Source organism: Mangrovibacterium diazotrophicum (assembly GCF_003610535.1).
GTDB classification, from domain to species: Bacteria; Bacteroidota; Bacteroidia; order Bacteroidales; family Prolixibacteraceae; genus Mangrovibacterium; species Mangrovibacterium diazotrophicum.
The window spans coordinates 468321-489076 of the sequence record NZ_RAPN01000002.1 but is presented as its reverse complement, the minus strand read 5'-3'; the positions used below and the strand labels follow the sequence as shown (position 1 = coordinate 489076).

Annotated in this window: 12 protein-coding genes; 8 read left to right on the top strand and 4 right to left on the bottom strand. The window is 44.3% G+C overall.

Annotation, left to right across the window (positions count from 1 at the left end; genetic code table 11):
* The 6 genes from BC643_RS18165 to BC643_RS18140 form a co-directional block, all read left to right on the top strand.
* On the top strand, positions 1-6024 hold a 6024-nt coding region (locus tag BC643_RS18165), incomplete at its 5' end, for an HYR domain-containing protein (protein ID WP_120274683.1).
* 11 nt (positions 6025-6035) lie between these two features.
* The gene (locus tag BC643_RS18160; protein ID WP_120274682.1) at positions 6036-6995 is read left to right on the top strand and encodes a PorP/SprF family type IX secretion system membrane protein; all 960 of its coding nucleotides are present in this window, start codon (positions 6036-6038) and stop codon (positions 6993-6995) included.
* A gap of 18 nt (positions 6996-7013) precedes the next feature.
* Positions 7014-8846: an OmpA family protein gene (locus BC643_RS18155; RefSeq protein ID WP_120274681.1), complete on the top strand. Its 1833-nt coding sequence runs from the start codon at positions 7014-7016 to the stop codon at positions 8844-8846.
* Positions 8847-9326: 480 nt separating this feature from the next.
* A complete protein-coding gene (locus BC643_RS18150; protein ID WP_245995019.1) occupies positions 9327-9716 on the top strand; it encodes a BlaI/MecI/CopY family transcriptional regulator in 390 nt (129 codons plus the stop codon).
* Entirely contained in the window at positions 9709-11184 is a 1476-nt protein-coding gene (locus BC643_RS18145; protein WP_120274680.1) for a M56 family metallopeptidase, read from the top strand. Before BC643_RS18150 ends, BC643_RS18145 begins: the two co-directional genes overlap by 8 nt.
* A gap of 90 nt (positions 11185-11274) precedes the next feature.
* Positions 11275-12537 carry a tetratricopeptide repeat protein gene (locus BC643_RS18140; RefSeq protein ID WP_170154616.1) on the top strand — a complete coding sequence of 421 codons (1263 nt, stop codon included), beginning with the start codon at positions 11275-11277 and terminating at the stop codon, positions 12535-12537.
* Here BC643_RS18140 and BC643_RS18135 read toward each other — a convergent pair.
* Entirely contained in the window at positions 12520-12918 is a 399-nt protein-coding gene (locus BC643_RS18135) for a hypothetical protein (RefSeq protein ID WP_120274678.1), read from the bottom strand. The genes BC643_RS18140 and BC643_RS18135 overlap by 18 nt on opposite strands.
* Before the next feature lie 352 nt (positions 12919-13270).
* On the opposite strand from BC643_RS18135, the gene folE reads away from it, so the two are divergent.
* Positions 13271-13999 (top strand): GTP cyclohydrolase I FolE, encoded by a 729-nt coding sequence (gene folE, locus BC643_RS18130; protein WP_120274677.1) that lies wholly within the window; start codon positions 13271-13273, stop codon positions 13997-13999.
* A 507-nt stretch (positions 14000-14506) separates the two neighbouring features.
* On the opposite strand, the gene BC643_RS18125 is transcribed toward folE, so the two are convergent.
* From BC643_RS18125 to BC643_RS18115, 3 genes are all read right to left on the bottom strand, one after another.
* Positions 14507-16003, bottom strand: a complete 1497-nt coding sequence (locus tag BC643_RS18125) for an IMP dehydrogenase (protein WP_120274676.1) — start codon at positions 16001-16003, stop codon at positions 14507-14509.
* 171 nt (positions 16004-16174) lie between these two features.
* A complete protein-coding gene (locus BC643_RS18120; protein WP_120274675.1) occupies positions 16175-17395 on the bottom strand; it encodes an MFS transporter in 1221 nt (406 codons plus the stop codon).
* A gap of 195 nt (positions 17396-17590) precedes the next feature.
* Positions 17591-18514: a bestrophin family protein gene (locus BC643_RS18115; RefSeq protein ID WP_120274674.1), complete on the bottom strand. Its 924-nt coding sequence runs from the start codon at positions 18512-18514 to the stop codon at positions 17591-17593.
* A 356-nt stretch (positions 18515-18870) separates the two neighbouring features.
* Between BC643_RS18115 and BC643_RS18110 the strand changes: the two genes are divergently transcribed.
* The gene (locus tag BC643_RS18110) at positions 18871-20550 is read left to right on the top strand and encodes a transcriptional regulator (RefSeq protein WP_120274673.1); all 1680 of its coding nucleotides are present in this window, start codon (positions 18871-18873) and stop codon (positions 20548-20550) included.
* Positions 20551-20756 lie beyond the last annotated feature (206 nt).

Below are 20756 nucleotides of genomic sequence, written 5' to 3'. Positions count from 1 at the left end.
TGCACTGCAGTTGTAACAGTCGAAGATAAAGTTGCTCCGGCAGTCGAATGCCAGAACATCACCGTTCAGCTGGATGAAACAGGCAATGTTTCCATTACAGCAGCCGATGTTACAAAATCAGCATCAGATGCTTGTGGTATTACTTCCAGTGTAATCGATAATGACACATTCACTTGTGATAACGTCGGATCCAATAATGTTGAACTGACGGTAACAGATGTTAACGGAAACAGCTCAATCTGCACCGCCACAGTTACAGTAGAAGATAATATCGATCCAACAGTAACTGCCGCAGAAGATGTGGTTACAACAACCTCTGCTGATGCAACCGGAGATTGTACCGTTGATGTAGCAATTGCGGATGCGGTAATCAATGACAATTGTTCAAGTGTTTTGACTTGGGAGATGACCGGTGTTACAACCGGAAGCGGTATTGGACAAATTGGAACTGCAACGTTCAACATTGGGTTGACTACGATCACATACACATTGACTGATGCTTCCTCTAATACAGCACAGGATGTGATGACTGTCACAGTTACTGACGATGAAGATCCAACAATTTCATGCGCTCCTAACCAGGTTCAAACAACTGACGAAGGTGAAGCAGAAGCAAGTGTGATAGTTGTTAGTCCATCAACATCAGATAACTGCAGCGTTCAGAGCGTTGTAAACGACAGAACAGGAACTGAAAATGCGAGTGGCGTTTATCCATTGGGAACAACTACGGTAACCTGGACAGTAACTGACGGTAGTGGCAACACAAGTACTTGCCAACAAACGATTAAGGTAACTGATGATGAGCCACCAACAATTGAATGTGCCGTAACCAGCCAAACTCAAACTGCTGATACTGGTGTTTGCCAGGCAGCTGTAACTGTAGTTACTCCGAATGCAAGTGATAACAATATGGTTGTTTCCTTGGTGAACGACTACAATAATACATCGGATGCAAGTGATACTTATCCGGTAGGAACAACAACTGTAACCTGGACTGTAACAGACGACACAGGTAATACAAGTACCTGCAGTCAGGATGTTATTGTAACTGATGATGAAGCACCGGCAATTACATGTGCTACTGATCAAACACAAACAGCAGATGCAGGCGTTGCCAATGCAGCCGTTATTGTTACAGCACCTGTTACAAGCGATAATTGTGGAGTTGCAGCAATTGTGAACGATTATAACAATACAGCTGATGCCAGCGATACATACCCGGTTGGAACAACAACCATCACCTGGACTGTAACCGACATTCACGGAAACACAAACACTTGTGTTCAAAACATCACAGTAACTGATGATGAAGATCCAACGATCAACTGTTCAGTGAGCAGTCAAACTCAAACAGCTGATGCCGGTGTTTGCGCGGCAGCAGTAACCATTGTTCCACCAACAGTTAATGACAATACAGCTGTTGCAACAGTGATCAACGATTACAATGGTGCAGCCGATGCAAGCGATACTTACCCGGTTGGAACAACAACCATCACCTGGACTGTAACCGATATTCACGGAAATACAAATCAATGTAGCCAGGATGTAGTTGTAACAGATGACGAAGATCCTTCAATTACTTGCGCAGGAGACCAAACACAAACAGCTGATGCCGGCGTACCAAACGCAGCAGTTGTTGTTAGTGCTCCGGCAACAAGCGACAATTGCGGGGTCGCCGGCGTTGTGAATGACTATAACAACACAGCCGACGCCAGCGATACTTATCCGGTTGGAACAACAACCATTACCTGGACCGTAACTGACATCCATGGAAATACCAGCACCTGTGTTCAGAATATCACAATAACCGACGACGAAAATCCTGAAATCAATTGTGCAGCGGGTTCACCATTTGCTCGCATGACGGATGACGGAGTAGATACATACACCATTCAGGGAACTGAATTCGACGCTACTTTCAGCGATAATGTTGAAGGTGCAAGCATCAGCAATGACCTAAATGGAACAGAAACTGTAGCAGGAGAAGCGCTTCCGGTGGGAGAGACTACGATTGTTTGGACAGCCATCGACGCTGCCGGCAACAGTGCAACTTGTACGACAGTTATTAATGTAAGCGATGACGAAGATCCTGAAATCACTTGTGCTGCGGGTTCACCATTTGCACGTATGACTGATGACGGAGTTGATACCTACATGGTTCAGGGAACTGAATTCGACGCTACTTTCAGTGATAATGTTGCCGGTGCAAGCATCAGCAACGATTTGAACGGAACAGCAAGCCTGGCTGGCGAAGCATTGCCGGTAGGTGAAACAACAATTACCTGGACTGCAACTGACGTGGCTGGCAACAGCGCGATCTGTACAACAGTCGTAACTGTAAGTGATGATGAAGATCCTGAAATCACTTGTGCCGCGGGTTCACCATTCGCACGCATGACAGATGACGGAGCAGACACCTACACGGTTCAGGGAACTGAATTCGATGCAACATTCAGCGACAACGTTGCCGGAGCAAGTATCAGCAACGATTTGAACGGAACAGCAAGTGTTGCTGGCGAAGCATTGCCGGTAGGTGAGACAACAATCGTTTGGACAGCAACTGATGCAGCTGGTAACAGTGTAAACTGTACTACCGTTGTTACGGTAAGTGATGATGAAAATCCTGAAATCACTTGTGCTGCGGGCTCACCATTCGCACGCACGACAGACGAGGGAGTTGATACTTATACAGTTCAAGGAACTGAATTCGACGCAACTTTCAGCGATAATGTTGCCGGAGCAAGTATCAGTAACGATTTGAACGGAACAGCAAGCCTGGCTGGCGAAGCATTGCCGGTGGGTGAAACTTCGATTGTTTGGACCGCAACCGATGCAGCTGGTAATAGTGTAAGCTGTACTACAGTTGTCACTGTAAGCGACGATGAATATCCTGAAATCACTTGTGCTGCAGGTTCACCATTCGCACGCATGACAGACGAGGGAGTTGATACTTACACTATTCAAGGAACTGAGTTTGATGCAACTTTCAACGATAACGTTGCCGGAGCAAGCATCAGCAACGACTTGAACGGAACAGCAAGCCTGGCTGGCGAAGCATTGCCGGTAGGTGAAACAACCGTTATTTGGACAGCAACCGACGCTGCTGGTAACAGTGCAATCTGTACTACGGTTGTAACTGTTAGCGACGACGAAGCACCGGAAATTAGCTGTGCAGGCGAGGGCTTTATTCGGAATACCGACGAGGGCGCCGATTACTACACAGTTCAAGCAACTGAGTTTGATGCGACTTTCAGCGACAATGTTGCCGGAGCAAGTATCGTCAACGATTTCAACCAAAGTGCAACTTTGGCAAATGCTCAGTTGCCGGTTGGAACAAATACAATCACCTGGACAGCAATCGATGCAGCCGGAAACGAATCAATTTGTACCACAACCGTTCAGGTTGTCGACCTTGAGTTGCCGGAAATCATCTGTCCGAATTTGGTTTTCACCCGTTTGTTAGACGAAGGCCAAAGCTACTACACCATTTTGGGAGACGAATTCAATGTAGAATTTAAAGATAACGTACTTGAATTGCTGAGCATTGTAAACGACCTTTCAGGTGGTGAGCCACTGGCAGGATTGACTTTGGCAAAAGGTCTCCACGAGATTCTTTGGACGGTGACCGATGCTGCCGGTAACGAAGCAAGTTGTAGCGTTCAGGTTCAGGTAACCGACATTCAGTTGCCAACAATCAGCTGTTCAGCCGATACAATTAAAGTAACTGCCGATGACGGTATGTGTGGTGCTATGGTACAAATTGAAGCGCCTACAGTATCAGATAACGACGAACTGGGCGAGTTGATTAACGACTACAATGGAACCAGCGATGCCAGCGGCATGTACCCGGTTGACACAACAAATGTAACATGGACTGTATACGATAGCAGCGGTAACATGAGTACCTGTACTCAGGCGATCGTAGTTATCGATAACCAGGCACCGGAAATTACCTGTGCCGGGGATATTTCAGAAACAATAATTTCTTCAGCGGACTGTGATCACGCGATTACAGTTCCCACCCCAAATTCTAGCGACAATTGTAACGTTGAATCAATCGTGAATGATTTCAACGGTTTGGATGATGCATCGGCTGTTTACCCATTCGGAACAACAACTGTAACCTGGACAGCTACAGATGTGAATGGTAACCAGTCGACTTGCACCCAAACAATTACATTGAAGTCTGAGCCTGTAGCAGTGGCTGACGGCCGGGTAATTGAAGAAGATACAGAAGAGATAATCGATGTATTGACCAACGACCTGGATTGCGACAACAATCTCGATGTTTCAACATTGGCAATTGTAAGCAATGCTTCAAATGGTACAACAACAGTGAATGCCGATGGTACCATTACTTATCTGCCCGACCTGAACTACTTCGGAACCGATAATTTCACTTATCAAATTTGCGATGCTGACGGTTACTGCTCAACAGCAACTGTTACCATTCAAATACTTTCAGTTTACGATCCACCGATTTCTATGGGTGATATTAACAACACCTTCTCGGGAATGGCAACTGGCGGTAACGTATTTACCAACGATGTTTACCACGAAACAGGCGTTGTGTCAGGTCCTTCTATTACAGGTGAAAAAGATGCACAGGTTTCAAGACTGAAAAGTATCGTTTCAAGCGAAACAGGTAAGCGACTGAATACTGATCATATAGCAGTTAAATTAACTGATCCAGACCACGGTATTCTGACATTGAACGAAGACGGAACATACATTTACGAAGCAGATGCATCGTACAGCGGTGATGACCAGTTCACATACGCGATCATGGATAATGTGAGTGGAGTATCGACTCCGGCGATTGTTTACCTGAGAGTGATTGACAAAAATCACCTGAACGTTCGTCCGCCGGTAGCCAATGCCGACATCTACATGGCAGTAAAAGCTCCGGAATATCCGTTGGAAGGCAATATTTTAGCGAATGACTTCGATATGGACGCAGGAGCACTTGTTGTGAATACAACTCCAATCGTTGCTCCGGTAGTTGGTGAATTGCAATTGAGTTCTAACGGTCAGTTTACTTACAACGCACCTGCAAACTACGAAGGCGTTGTGACCTTCACTTACGAGGTTCAAAAACAAAACGATCCTTCAAGTACCGCAACTGCTGAGGTTCTGTTGATCTACGCTTCTTCAGACCAGGATGGTGGCGTATTTGGAGTAGACGATGCTTACGAAACCGATAAAAATTACGCGATCACCAAAAACGCATCCATCAACGATGTGAATATTAGTGCCAACGACGCGACAATGTCAGTGCAGATTCAACCAACTCACGGTACTGTGGCTATGAGTGCAAGTGGCGAGTTCACTTACACGCCGGATGCCGACTACGTTGGACCGGATAACTTCACTTACAGTATTTGCGTGTCGGGAAGTACACTCTGCCGCAATGCAACGGTTTACATCTCGGTTGACGAAACAAACATGCCGCCGGTAGCTGTTGATGACGACTTCATCATGACCGACGAAAACAAGAATGTTTTGGATAACGACTACGATCCGGATGGCGACGAAATATTGGTAACCAGTATTACAGTTGAACCGGAACACGGAACGCTGGTATGGAACGCCGATGGAACATTCACTTATACTCCGGACGAGTTCTACTACGGTGACGACTCATTCGAATATGAGGTTTGTGACAATGCAGGAGCACAGCTTTGCGACCAGGCAGTTGTAACGCTGAGACACGATCCGCAGATCGATGTTCTGAAAATTCCAAACGCATTCTCGCCAAACGGTGACGGTAAAAACGATTATCTCGAAGTTCTCGGTATTCATATGTATTCGAATGCGCATATCGAAATCTACAACAGATGGGGCGCAAAACTATTCGAAATGGACGACTACGGAAATGAACAGTTATTGGGAACTTCCGATGCTTGGTGGGATGGTCGGCCGAATGTCGGAGGAAGCGGAGATATTGTGCCTGAAGGTACCTATTTCGTGATCCTGATCTTGGATAATATAGTGCACAAAGGGACAGTATTTGTTAAACGGTAAACTTAAGAACGATGAAAGCGATGAAATATCTAGCCAAACTAACTGCCGGTGTCGTATTGATTGTCAGCACCACACTGAGCTCATTCGGTCAGCAGGATGACCCCATGTACAGCCAGTACATGTTCAACATTCAAGCATTTAACCCGGCTTATGTAGGGTCGTGGGAATGCGTAGGTTTTATGGTTCTTGGCCGCTACCAGTGGGTCGGGTTCGACGGAGCTCCCGAGACACACACCTTTACGGTGCAGGCGCCCTTGCGCAACGAACGGATCGGTTTAGGTCTCTCAGTAATTAGTGATAACATTGGCGAAGAAAAACGCCTGGCGTTCTTTACCGATTATTCCTATAAACTGAAAGTCGGTGATAACGCAAGCTTGCGACTTGGTTTAAAGGCAGGTTTTACCAACTACAAAAACTATTTATCGAGTTACTCGATTATCGATGAAACAGATGAATCTTTTATGGGAGAAATCAGCGAGAAATTTATGCCCAATGCAGGTGTTGGTTTGTTCCTGTCGGCTCCCCGATACTATGTCGGATTTTCAATTCCCAAAATATTGAAGAACGACTTTGAAAATGGAGTTGGAGACTATGAAAGCGATATTGAATACCGGAACATGGACATGATTGCAGGCTATGTATTCGACATGGGAACTTCGGTTAAATTCAAACCATCGGTTATGTTCCGCCACTCCGAGTCTCAACCTTTCGTTTACGACTTAAATGCAAGTTTCTTGTTTAAAGAGAAATTTTGGCTGGGCGGCATGTTCCGTTCAACCAGCTGGAACGGCGGAGGTAGCGCCTTTGGCGGCAACGTTCAGTTCATCATCAGCGAGAAACTGCGTTTAGGATACGCTTACGACTTGAACCTGGGCAAAATCGGATCTTACGGAAATGGTTCGCACGAGATCATGATATCCTATGAATTGCGATCTCTTGTTAAGTCATTCACTTCACCCAGATATTTCTAACCTCAAAAACTTTGACCTATGAAAGTTAAAATTTTAACCAGTGTAGCCTTAATGCTTTTTGTGGTTAGCACGTATGCCCAGACTCAAAAAGTATTCGACGGTGTTAAAGTCAGCGTCAAAAATGCTACAATAAATACACCTTCCAGCGATTTTGCTTCAGCTATCGATGGCGGAAACCTCATCTATAACTCGGAAGTTAAAGTTGAAGGTGATAAAAAGAGCGAGGCCAATTTGTTGTACGATGTTTATTCATCTGCAATTCAACCGGACGGTACTTTGCCTAAGCGCGGCGAATGGACTCCGGTTATTACAACACGGATTCAGGAAGGACCGATGTCCATCTGCCAGGCAACCGGCGAGATGTACCTGACCCAATCTTACGAAGAGGAAACCGATGTGCAGAACATTGTATTCAAAAAAGAAAATGTTCGCCTGGCGATTACCGAGTTCAAGCGTAACGGTAGTGGTTGGACTGAAGTTGGCCAGTTCCCGTTTGCATCTAAAGACTATTCTGTAGCTCACCCAACAGTGAATCCGTCCGGCGACACGCTCGTTTTCATCAGCGATATGCCCGGAGGTTTTGGTGGAACCGACCTTTACTACACCGTTCGCAAAAATGGCGAGTGGCAGGCACCTGTTAATTTGGGTGAAGGTGTGAATACGGCGGGCAAGGAAATGTTTCCTTTCTGGCAAGCTGACGGGACTCTGTTTTTCACCTCCGACGGTCACGGTGGAAAAGGCGGTCTGGATGTGTTTTACACGAAGTTCGCCGGAGGAAAAACCAGCGAAGTTTTAACGTTCGACAATGATATCAACTCGCAGGCAGATGATTTCGGCTTTGTTCCCGGACCAGCAGAGCGTTATGCTTATTTCTCTTCAAACCGCGGAGGCGGCCAGGGAGGCGATGATATTTACATTGTACTTCCCGACCAGTATAAAATTGAATTGCTGGTACTGTCAACTTTCACCGGAAAACCCGTTCCTGAAGTACAGGTTGACGCTAAAAATGCAAAAGGTAAAGTGGTGGATTCTTACATGACCGATTCAGTTGGGCGGACTACACTGAAACTCGAAATGGGTGAACGCTTCAATTTACTCGCAACGAAATTGGGGTACTACGATAAAGAGCAGGAAATAAACCTGACAACTGAAGGTGAATTTGCGAATCGCGAAGAAGTATTGTACCTGGATCCTTCACACCGTCTGAGAGGACAAGTTGTGAATATTTTGGGCGACGAACCAATTCCGGGATCGGCTATCACAATCGTTCGCGATGGCGTGGTTGTTGACACAGCGTTTACCGATTCAAGCGGCTATTTCAAGGCAGACATTCAACCGGATCGCGATTACCTGGTATCGGCCGAAGCTGCTAATTTCTTGTCAACCGATATCGAATTCTCAACTGACGGAATGGAACCGGGTGAGTTATTCTACTACTTCCAACTGTATCCGCTTGATGCCGGAACAAGAATTGGTTTGAATAATATTTACTACGACTACGATAAGTTTAATATTCGGCCGGATGCAGCTCGCGTACTCGACCGGATTGCTCAAGCATTGCAAACATATCCTGACATTGATATCCGACTGGAAGCGCATACTGACTCCAGAGGTACAGATGAGTACAACCAAAAACTCTCTGAACGAAGGGCTAAGGCAACTTTGGAATACCTTGTTCGTAAAGGTATAGACCGGAATCGGATTGAGACAATAGGCCTGGGCGAAAGCCAACTGGTGAATGAATGTGGTGACGGAGTTGATTGCTCCGAAGAAAAGCATCAGGAGAACAGACGAACAGTGTTCGAAATCATGAGGTCTAAAAAAGTCACTAAAAAAGATCAATCAGAGTAAAATTTAGAGTTGCTGCGTAAGCACTTTCGTTTAGTCTAACGTGGGGGTCTGCCAGAGGGTAGGCCTCCTTTTTTTTGAATCTGGATGCACGCTATGACGAAAGTCTTTGTAGGTTGGAAGCAATCGTAAGCAATGGCAGGCGATTGAATGCAACAATAAGAAGTGTAAAGCCATACAATTGTTTCTGATCACCTCCAATTGCCTTCTAATGCCTTCTGTCACTTTTATTCCTGTTGTGATTCTCTGAAATTGATGGTTAAAAACTAAGCATATAGTTTAAAAACTATAAAATTAGTTTGAAAACTAAAATATTAGTTGTAGGTTTGTTTCAGAAATTAAATCATCCAACTATGAAACAAATCATTTTAATCCGACCTGATCCTTAAAATTTTTTCGCCATTTTAACTAAAAAATTAGTTGATTGACGAATTGTTTAGTTAATTTTGATAGACAATTCATCCGAAACAACAAAAAGTAATCATGATCAAAGAATTAACCAAGGCAGAAGAACAAGTGATGCAGATTTTATGGAAACTGGACAAGGCGTTTGTGAACGACATTTTGGAAAAAATGTCGGAACCGAAGCCGGCCTACAATACGGTTTCGACCATCATTCGTATTTTGGAAAAGAAAGGTTTTGTCGATCATGAAGCTTTTGGAAAGACCCACCGGTATTTTCCGCTTATCAGTAAGAGCGATTATACCAAAACCTATTTCAGAAATTTTTTAAGCAACTACTTTGGAAACTCGTTCCAGGAGATGGTTTCTTTTTTCGCGAAGGAAGATAACATGAGTCTTTCGGACCTGGAAGCCCTGATGAACGAAGTTGGAAAAGATTTGGAAGACGATAAACCGGAAAACAATGGTTGATTTCGTAAACTATATTTTCGAATCGGGAATTAGTCTGGCACTGTTCACTTTGCTGTACTTCCTGTTTCTGCAACGCGAAACGTTCTTTCGGACCAACCGTTTGTTTTTGCTTTTCGCATTGACATTTTCAGCCTTGCTTCCGTTCGTGCACTTACGTGTTTGGGAAGGCCAGCCCGTCCTGTTGGACGAGATCACAGTGACGCCTTACCGTAACTTGCTCGAAACCGTTTCTGTTTACGGAACAGAAGTGTCAACCAGCATTGTACGCGAGATTTCAGCCAGTACTTATATCATCGGTATTTATTTAATTGGAGTGTGTTTGTTTGCACTCCGCCTGCTATGGCGTTTGGCCCAAATCTCCTGGCTCATTCATAAAAACGAGGTCATTCGCGAAGGCGGAATGAAGCTTGTTTTACTCGATCGCGAAGTAACACCCTTCTCTTTTCTTTCCTATGTATTTGCCGGCAAAAATCTGAAAACTCAGGATGGCTGGGACAAGATGCTGATTCACGAGTTTGAACATGTAAAGCAGGGACATTCTTTCGATATTTTGGTGTTGGAAGTGCTCACCGTTTTCCAGTGGTTCAACCCGTTTTTCTGGTTGATGAAGCGTTTGTTGCGCGAGAATCATGAGTACCTGGCCGATAGGGCTGTTCTGGCTCATTTCTCCAATCCCGGTTATTATAAGAAGCTGCTTTTGCAGCAGTTTGTTGGGCCACAAATCAATTTGGCCAACAATTTTAATTACTCTCTGATCAAAAAACGAATTCAAATGATGTCACAAATAAAATCATCAAAATTAGCACATGCAAAACTGTTTGGAGGATTAGTCTTAGCCTGTTGTTTGCTTGTAATATTTGCTGTTGAGTGTAAGCAGGAGGATAAAGAGCAAATAACCGAAAGTAAAGTGGAAAAAATCATTTTTCTAAGGGGAAATGCTCGGGCAGCTATAAATATAGACTCCGATTCAAACGGTGTGTTTGATAATCCGTTGGAATTCTTTAAAAACTCACCAGATTATGAGGTTGTATCTTTTGAAAACGGCGAACTGGTTGTTCGAAAAACGAATACAGAGACAGAAATAGAGGCATCTACTGTCTCCTCAGAGAAGTCTGCAAAAAGCGAACAGGTAGACAAGACAATTGACGGAAAACCAATCTTTTTCATCGTCGATGAGATGCCTGAATTTCCGGGAGGAGAATCGGCTTTGCGCGCAGCCATTGCAAACGAAGTTAAATATCCGACCCAGGCTTTGGAAAAAGGAATTCAAGGAAAAGTCTATGTCAGTTTCGTCGTGGATAGAACAGGCAAAGTAAGGAATGCGAAAATCGCACGTGGAGTAGAAACAAGTCTGGATACAGAAGCTTTGCGTGTCGTTTCGTCTTTGCCAGAATGGACTCCGGGAAAGCAGCGTGGCGAGGCCGTTGCTGTTAACTACACTGTGCCAATCAGCTTTGTATTGCAATAGCAATTCTCAAAATAGATCAGCCTGCTCATGACGGGTGGGCTGATTTTTTTCTCTCGAACTCCTGACAAAAACCGAAAACCAGCCAGAAACATGAAATTCATCTTTCCCGTCTGCCTGATTTTAATGATCGTATCTTCCGGCAAGGCACAAAACGAAGTAGATCTTCTAATCTTAAATCGACATTACTCAGAAGCGTTGAATAGCCTCGAGCAGCAGCTGAATGTGACGCCCGAAGCCAGCTTGTACTTTAAGAAAGGGCTGGTCTGCGAAAAATTGATGGACTACGAGTCGGCGATCAGTGCCTTAAATGAGGCCTGCAAACTGGAACCCAACAATACAATTTACTGGGAAGAATTGGCCGATGCGCATTCAGCCTTGGGAAACTATCTGTATGCCGTCACCTATTTCAAAAAGGCCATTTCAATTGATCCAACAGATGTTCGGATGAAAGGGAAACTCGCTCAGGCGTATATCAGTTTAAAGGCCTATCCGGATGCGTTTCGGTGCTATCAGGAGATTTGGGCAAGCGATTCAACAAATACATATTACAATCGCTATTACGCTTACGCGGCATACCGAATTGGTAAAAACGATTTGGCGGTAAAACTGTACGAGCAGCTCGCAGCAAAGGGATCACATGATTTGAATACCTGGACAAACCTGGCGACCATTTACAACCAGCAAAAGCGAATGACGAACGCCGTGGTAACTTGCGAGCGAGGTCTGGATCTTTTCCCGAAGAACCCCTCGTTGCTTTTGAAAATAGCCGATAGTTATTTCGCTTTTCAGGAATATGGCAAAGCACTGTTTGCTTACGAAAACTATTTGGCAGTTGGCGACTCTACGCTGGATGTAATGAAGAATTACGGTATTTGCCTCTATTTCGATAAGCAGGAGGAAAAAGCATTGCAGACACTTGAGCCCTGTTATGAGGTAACTGTGAATGACCCGATTGTGAATTTTTACATGGGCGCATGTTACAAAAAATTGAAGCGTTTTGATGAGAGTGCCGGTTTTCTGGAACTGGCAGTAGAAACAGCTACGCCCGCTTATCTGGCTGAAATTTATCACCATTTGGGTCAGGTTTACGGATTTCAACGAAAGTTTGAAGATTCGATTTTGGCTTACAAAAAGGCCTTGGAAATTGATCCGTCTAAAGACGAGCTGCTGTTTGAAATAGCTACCACTTACGAAGAGTTTAACGCCAACAAGGTTATTGCACTTCACTATTACCGCGAATATGCCAAAGCGGCGGGCGAGGGTGGAGTGAATATAAACTATGCCCTGGATCGAATTAAAAAAATAAAAGAAGAACTGTTCTTTGAAGATGCGTCATCAAGCCTCAGCAATTAACATCAAAGCTTCCGAGCGCAAAATGTTGGGCAGTTGCACCTGGCGACGTTCAATACTGAGTAGCCAGATTTTAATTTCATCGCCTTTCAAGGTGTACAGCACGTCGCGGAATTCTTCGATTTGGGTGTCGTTGTAACGATCGGGCGAAATTCCCTGGAAACGGTCTAATTCTTCGTCTTCGAAATAAACAATCTCTTTCGGGTTCATCAGCATTTCTTCAACCTCGCAAACCTCATGCGCCCCGCAGCAATCGATTGGAATTTCGACCGGTTCCTTTTCCACAGTGCCCTCCGGAGTTTCCTTTTTAAACTTCGACGATAACCAGGTAACCAAACCAACAATGATAATTAAAGCTGCAAATATTCCGATTAAAACACCCATAATTGAAATCCAAATTCAAGGTTGTAAAACAAGTTGAAAAGAGAATTGATTAGTCTTTGGGCGATTCTCTTTTAGACGATTGCAAATTTAGTATGAAAAACGGAATTCAGAACATTTTATCTGAAAAGCGAAACCGCCTTAACCTTGATTAACAAATCGAATCTCTTTGCGAGTTGAAAATCGGATGTTGTTGAGAATCCACTTGTTGCTGTATTTTTCGCATTTCTGTTTTAAATAAAAATTACAATTTTGTTTCATGTTTTGCGTAATTGTTTAAACTTTCTTGATTGGCTTTAAACAAACATGCGATTTTGCTGTTTTATTATTTCTGAAAACAATAGGAGGACAGACTATGAAGGTAAATGGATTTGTAAAAACGAGCCCGGCGAAACAAAACGGGCATCAAAATATACCCCTCGTAAAAAATGGATCTGCCATTGAACTGATTGGCGACAACCACATTGGAACATCGATCGACACACCGATGAGAGCCGATGCATTTGAAAAGAGCGACGAAGAGAAGATGGCGATCATCGAGGATCGTTTCCGCGATATTATGGAAACACTTGGGCTTGATCTGACAGATGATAGTTTAAGTGGCACGCCGCGTCGCGTGGCAAAAATGTATGTTCAGGAAATTTTCAACGGTTTGAATCCACAGAATAAGCCGAAGATCTCGGTTTTTGAAAATAAATTTAATTACGGCGAAATGCTTGTTGAGCGGAATATCAACCTGAATTCGACTTGTGAGCACCATTTCCTGCCGATTATGGGAAAAGCGCACGTGGCTTATATTGCCAATGGCGAGGTGATTGGCTTGTCGAAAATCAATCGTATCGTCGATTATTTTGCACGCCGTCCGCAGGTTCAGGAAAGGCTTACCGTTCAAATTGCCAACGAACTGAAGACGCTGTTAAACACAGAAGATGTGGCCGTTGTTATTGATGCTAAACACATGTGTGTTTCGTCTAGGGGGATTGAAGATGAGAGTAGTTCAACAGTCACAGCCGAGTACTGTGGCGCGTTTAAAAATACGGAAAGACGCGACGAATTTTTGAAGTATGTTTCATTAGGGAAATAGATTATGAAAATTGGGTTATTGTAAAAAGCTGTCGTCTCAGGCTGAGACTTCAGCTTTTTTTATTTTCTGCAGGGTACCGAAAAACATTGTTGATTGCGGTAATCGACATGATGGATGAAAATAGCCAACATTTACAATTGTTTCGGATAAATGAATAGGTATGCTCGATGCAACTTAGGCGTACTTTTTATCGATGGTGGGAGGCGAACTGGAAGCATAGAGAAACCGGGAAGCTCCGACGATAGGAGGAGATCACCCGGCTGAACTTAGCTTTCAGAAGTTGACCCCTGAAGATAAAAATCAGCCAGGACTTTTTTGTTTCGTTTTTGTGTCCCCGTCTGACCGGCCGGGCAGGAGTACAAAAATGAAAACCCGTCCGGTAGGACAAAATATCTGCATTGATCGAAAGTTGAAGAGAAATACTATGTTGCCTGACGAGTATGAAAAGTGACCTTCAAAAAAAAAGCCGGAACAATGTCCGGCTCTCTGTATTTTGATCCTCTCGGATTACATGTTTGCGTCTTTCAAAATCACGTCGTGTGCACCACCTTCAACAATACTTGTTGCTGATACCAGCGTGATTTTAGCATTTTCTTTCAAATCAGGAATGCTGATTGTTCCGCAGCTGCACATGGTCGATTTAATTTTACCCAAAGTAATATCCAGGTTGTCTTTCAATTTACCGGCGTAAGGAACGTAGCTGTCAACACCTTCTTCGAATTTCAGGTTTTCGCTACCGCCCATGTCGTAACGCTGCCAGTTGCGGGCACGGTTCGAACCTTCACCCCAGTATTCTTTCACGTAGCGGTTGTTCACCATCATTTTACGTGTCGGGCTTTCGTCGAAACGGGCGAAATAGCGGCCCATCATCAGGAAGTCGGCACCCATTGCCAGAGCCAATACCATGTGGTAATCCTGAACGATACCACCATCCGAACAGATAGGGATGTAGATACCTGTTTTTTCGTAATACTCGTCGCGGGCTGCAGCTACTTCAATAACCGCAGTTGCCTGGCCACGGCCAATACCTTTTTGTTCGCGGGTAATACAGATTGATCCACCGCCAATACCAACTTTGATGAAGTCGGCACCAGCTTCGGCCAAATACAGGAAGCCTTCGCGGTCAACAACGTTGCCGGCTCCGATGTACACCTTACCTGCGTATTCTTTTTTCACCCATTCTACAGTGTCTTTTTGCCATTCCGAGAAACCGTCCGATGAGTCAACACACAATACATCTGCACCGGCTTCAACCAGGGCAGGGACACGCTCCCGGTAATCGCGGCTGTTAATACCGGCGCCTACAAGCAGCTTTTTGTTTGAATCGTGTAATTCGTTCGGGTGATTTTTGTGGCTTTCGTAGTCCTTACGGAATACGAAGAAGTGGAAACGTTGATTTTCGTCCACAATAGGCAAGCTGTTCAGCTTGTGATCCCAAATAATATCGTTGGCTTCGTTCAGGCTGATCCCCAGTTTTCCGGTGATCAGTTTGTCGAACGGAGTCATAAATTCCTCAATTTTTTTGTCCAGCGAGTCTCGGCTTGGGCGATAGTCACGGCTGGTAACAATACCCAGCAACTTGCTGTTCGATTTTCCGTCTTCAGTAATTGCAATATTACCGTGGCCGGTTCTGGCTTTCATTTCCAATACATCTTTCAGTGTGTGAGAAGGAGTCAGGTTTGAGTCGCTTTCAACAAAACCAGCTTTAAACTTCTTCACTTTACGCACCATTTCTGCCTGAGTATCGATTGCCTGAGAGCCGAAAATGAATGAAAGTCCGCCGTTGCGTGCCAATGCGATCGCCATGTTGTGATCCGAAACAGACTGCATGATCGCCGAAACAAACGGGATATTCAATTCCAACGCCGGCTTTTGTCCTTTTTTATAGGCCACAAGCGGAGCTTTCAATGAAACGTTTGACGGGTTGCAGTTTTTGTCGGTCAGACCAGGGATAAGCAGGTATTCACTAAAGGTTCTTGAAACTTCATTCGAGTATTTTGCCATGATATGCCAGCTTTTTGTGTTAAAAAATTGCGCAAAACTACAATTAATTTTTTGAATGCGCGGACTAGAGGTTGCAAATTTACGTTTTTACAGGAATTAGTCCCTGTCAAAAATCAATAAATGAACGGATTGTCATTCATTTATTGATCTGGAATTCGGTAAAAACCGACATTAAGCTGACTTTTTCAGCTTGAAGCGGAAAATATGTAAAAGTGGTGAATTTCCGTTTTTTAATTTCAGAAGGAATGCAGACGCCAATCCCATAATGACAAGGAAAAGTACGAAGACAAAACCAACCTTCAAACCGGCATGTTTGGCGATGCTACCGATTAGCACCGGTCCACCGAGGAAGCCAAGGTAGGCTGATCCGGCCATAAAGGCAATTCCGGATGCAGGAGATACTCCGTCGACTTTTGTTGCCAGGCGGTAAGCTTCGGGTACCAGGATTGAAAAGCCTGCACCCACCATGGCGAACCCGAACAAAGATGCCAGCGTGCTGCCAACGAAAACGAAAAGCAAGCCGATGACGCTGATCAGGAAGCCGTTCAGCAAAATTTGCCAGGGGCCCAATCGGTTCGAGAAATAGTCGCCAGAGAAACGTCCAAGGGTCATGGCCAGCGAGAACCCGGCATAGCCAAGCCCCAGTTGTGAATTGGAGGCATGGGTGATGTCGCGCAGGTACAGTCCGCTCCAGTCGGCAATAGCGCCTTCCGACACCATAGCTGTTACGGCAACAATGGCGAGTGCCCACAATTGCGGGTTCTTCAGATTCTGCGGTTGTTTGGCAGTCGTATCGTTATCGATTGAATTATTTAACGAGAGATATTTCCGGTAACTGAAAATTTGTAAAATAATAACCATCACTGCCGCAATACTGATGTGGAGCAATGGATTCTTTAAAGCCAGCATGAGCAGGGTACCGAAACCGGCAGCCAGCAAACCGCCCAGGCTAAACCAGGCGTGGCACGATGACATGATCGCAATCTGGTCGCGACGTTCAACAGTTGAAACCACAGTATTCAGACCGATTTGCAACATACCGCTGGTCAAACCAAACAGGAACATCAGCGCGGTAAGCTGAACAAAGCTTTGTGCTAAAAAGTAGCTGAAAATAAAAAATGTCATGCTCAGAACACTGAGTAGCGACAGTCTTCCTTCGCCGATGCGGCGCACCAGCTTGTTGCCAATCCAAATGGAAATGAGCGAACCAACAGCAGCGCCAAACAGGGCAATGCCGAGCTGTCCTTCATTCATTCCCAACTTTTGGGTGATTGACGGCAGATAAACAATCCAGGTACCGAACATCAGGCTCAGACTCAGGAACAACTGGGCAACCGGGAAATACCGGCGGTCCAACAATAATAAACGTGCAATTTTCAATGTCAAATTCATGCGAATAACCTCAAAACGATCAGCTTTATCAGGTCTGTTTGTCAGGATTACAATTTGCGGCGAAAATAGGTGAAATTTAGATTCGGAGTTACAAGTCCGATAAAAATATTTCGTGTGTAAAGGAATTGTTAGCGAAGCAGATAGTCGAAGAATTCACGAAAGGCTATGTTACGACTTTTCACGCCTTAGAATTTATCAATTTAGGGCGTATTTCTTTTCTTTTTTTGTTAGTTCGGCAACTTCTAAGCCGGCCATTTCTCGCAGGGAATATTCGACGGTTTCGCACAGGCTGTTTAATGCTAAATCGTTGGGTTCGGTGCCAAAGGGTTCGGCAATTTCGTCTACAATGGCATCGAGTGCCATAAACGTATAACCAATAAAAGTGACCATAATCGGCGTCATCCAGCCAATGGTATCGACCAAGCCAAAGGGGAGCAGAAAACAATAAATGTAGACCGTGCGATGCAGCAGCACATGGTAAGGGAAAGGAATCGGGGTGTTGGCAATACGTTCGCAGCCGCCGACTATTTCCGAAAGTTTGTCGAGGTTTTGGTCGATCCCCATTTTTGTGATAGTATCAATCTTTCCTTTTTTTTCGGCTGCATTAACCCAATCTCCGAGATATTTCAGCAAGAGCACCGGTTTGAAACGGATCTGCTCCAGCTGATTGCAATACGTGTCAGTAAGCAATCTTTTCATTTCGGGCATGGCATCGGTATTCCGGAGCTGGTGGTTCAGCGCATAGGTGTAGGCAATGGTCAGGTTGACGGCGTCTTGGGTGTGAATCCCCTCGTTCGGATGATCCTTGACGTAGGTCATTACCTGGCGAATAAAGCTTCGCGTGTCGTTAACCAGCGCTCCCCAAAGTTTGCGACCCTCCCAATACCGGTCGTAGGCAGCGGTATTGCAAAAGCCCAGGAAAATAGCCAGTGCCACACCAATCAATGTAAAAGCGGTTGGGTTGAGGGTGACCTTGTACGAGAACAGTGAGCCGTGAAACAAATAGATGATGATGGAGAAGATGGCGAGGATAATCAGTCTTGGCATAATTTTCGGCAGTACCGAACCTTGCCAGATAAAGAGCATTCGCCACCAGTTTTTGCGTTCCCGGATGATCATATCGTGTGGTTTTTGCCGCGAAAGTATGCAAAAGACCGACGCTAAGAGCGGCACGGATCGATAAACTGTTTTTTGTAAAGGGAATGTTAGGCGGGGGAGCAGGATATCATGCTTTTTTGTGTTGTAAACATAGTTTAGGATTATTTCACAAACAAAATGGTTACTTTTATAATATCAATTTCTATACTACTAATCTACTAACTATTCAAGATGAAATCGAATCAAGCTACTCTCCTTTTTTGTCCGTATTTCGGATTTAATTTATCTAAAACACTTTTAATTAAGAATGATACTCGAATGTTCGAGCCATTCGATTATGTTGGAATTTCAGGTTCAATTTATTTACTGTAGGCAGAATGGCTTCGTTGAAATCCCAGTTTTTTAATCAGAAGAGATATGTTGGATTCATCCTGGCACTGGGGCTTTGTCTAACAATATTGAGTTGCCGTGAGAATCGGTCAGTGGCTGATGAACTGGACGTGCAACTGACCAATATTGAAGAAGAAATGCTCTTATTGGAGGCTGATAGTTTGACCAGCCTGCTGAGCCTGCTTGACACGAGTTCGGTTTCGGCCGTCAATGCAGCGCGCATTCAAACAATTGAAGGACTTATTCAATATAATCAGGAAAAGTACGACAAAGCAATTCCCTTGCTGACTGAAGCTGAAGAAACATTATTGGAGAACAAAGATGAGTTTCATCTTCATCTCAATCAGTTGATTCGTGCGTTTGGTTTCGAGGTGATGAAGTTGGATTTTTATGCGGCCAAGAGCTACCTTGAATGTGAGAATTATTTTGCCGCCAGGAAATCCAAGTTGTTTTGGTTTTATTCCGCTTTAGGAGTTTTGCGGATGGAGAAATACCTGCAAATTGATCGTGATGAGCTGATCAAGCAGATTTCGGTAGAAAGAGAATTGTTGCATCTCCCCAGATTGGATGGTTTGTACTACGCCGCACTGGGGTATGCAAGTTCTCAAATGAAAGCGGATTCGCTCGCAGCAGTTTATTATGAACAATCGGTTTATACGTATACCGAGGCTAAGGAGTGGAAGCGGGCATTTAATAATGAACTGAATGTGATTAGTTGTCTATCTCAGGAGGAATTTTTGGTAGAGGGAGAGCGATACCTCACCAATCTTTTGCACAAATACGATAGCTACGCACTAACCCCTACGCAGTTGCTGCGCCATAATATTTTATTAGGCCGTGTATTGGGTTTAAACGGGCGTGAAGAAGAGGCTATTGAGCTTTATGAGAAAAACTACACGGAGGCTAAGCAGCTGAAAGAATACGTTCCTGAACTGAATTGCACTGAGATGCTAGCCTATTTGTACCAGAAGACCGGTGACTACGAAGCTGCACTAAAGATGAAGGACCGGGTGCATTCGCTGGAAAGGCGGAAAGCAAACCAAATGCAAAAGGTTCAGCTTCTGGCTTTGGGAGCTTATTATAAATACGATAAACTGGCAAACGACAAGCTGAAGTTGAAAGTACGCATTCAGCGGGCGATCTTGATTATTATCCTGATTGGAGCGTTGGTGTTGCTTTTAATGGTAGTCGGTTGGTGGATTGCTCAAAAAAATAGACAAAAGCGCAAGAAGCTGTTGACGGAAAACCGAACGATTAGAAAGCAGATTGACGAGTTGGTTTCATCGTTTCAAAAAGCAAACCATAAAAACGAACAGCTAATTAACCAGATGCAAGATATTCGGACTCGTCACAATGAATCAATTCGGATTGAGAACTTATTGGCGATGATTGAGCGAAAGGAAATTAAGAACTGGATGGAGTTTGAGCTACAATTTACCTTGCTTTTACCCGACTGGATTAATAACCTAAAAGAGGCCGCACCAGTACTAACCCCAACCGATCTTAAATATTGCATGTGCTTGTATTTCAATATGAATAATTACGAGATCGCGAAACTGTGCGATGTTAGTGTAGACACCATTAAAAGCGCTAAAAAGCGAATCCGGGATAAGTTGGCTTTGAACGAGTCGACCGAGATTTATTTGTACCTGAAAAATGTAGGTTAGCTTGATGACTGTCGAGAGTGGAAGAGGCAACGCTGTTTTGTCGGTTTCCAATATTGGGAGGTGTTAAATTGGGTTAAAATAGAGGCATGCACCCTTTTGCACCCCATTGTAATGGCTGTGTTTAGTGGCTTGCAGATTATGTTTGCAGAGTGAGTGCTACGGATTTTAAGCATTCAAGTTTTTTAGGAAGTCAAACTAACAGCTAT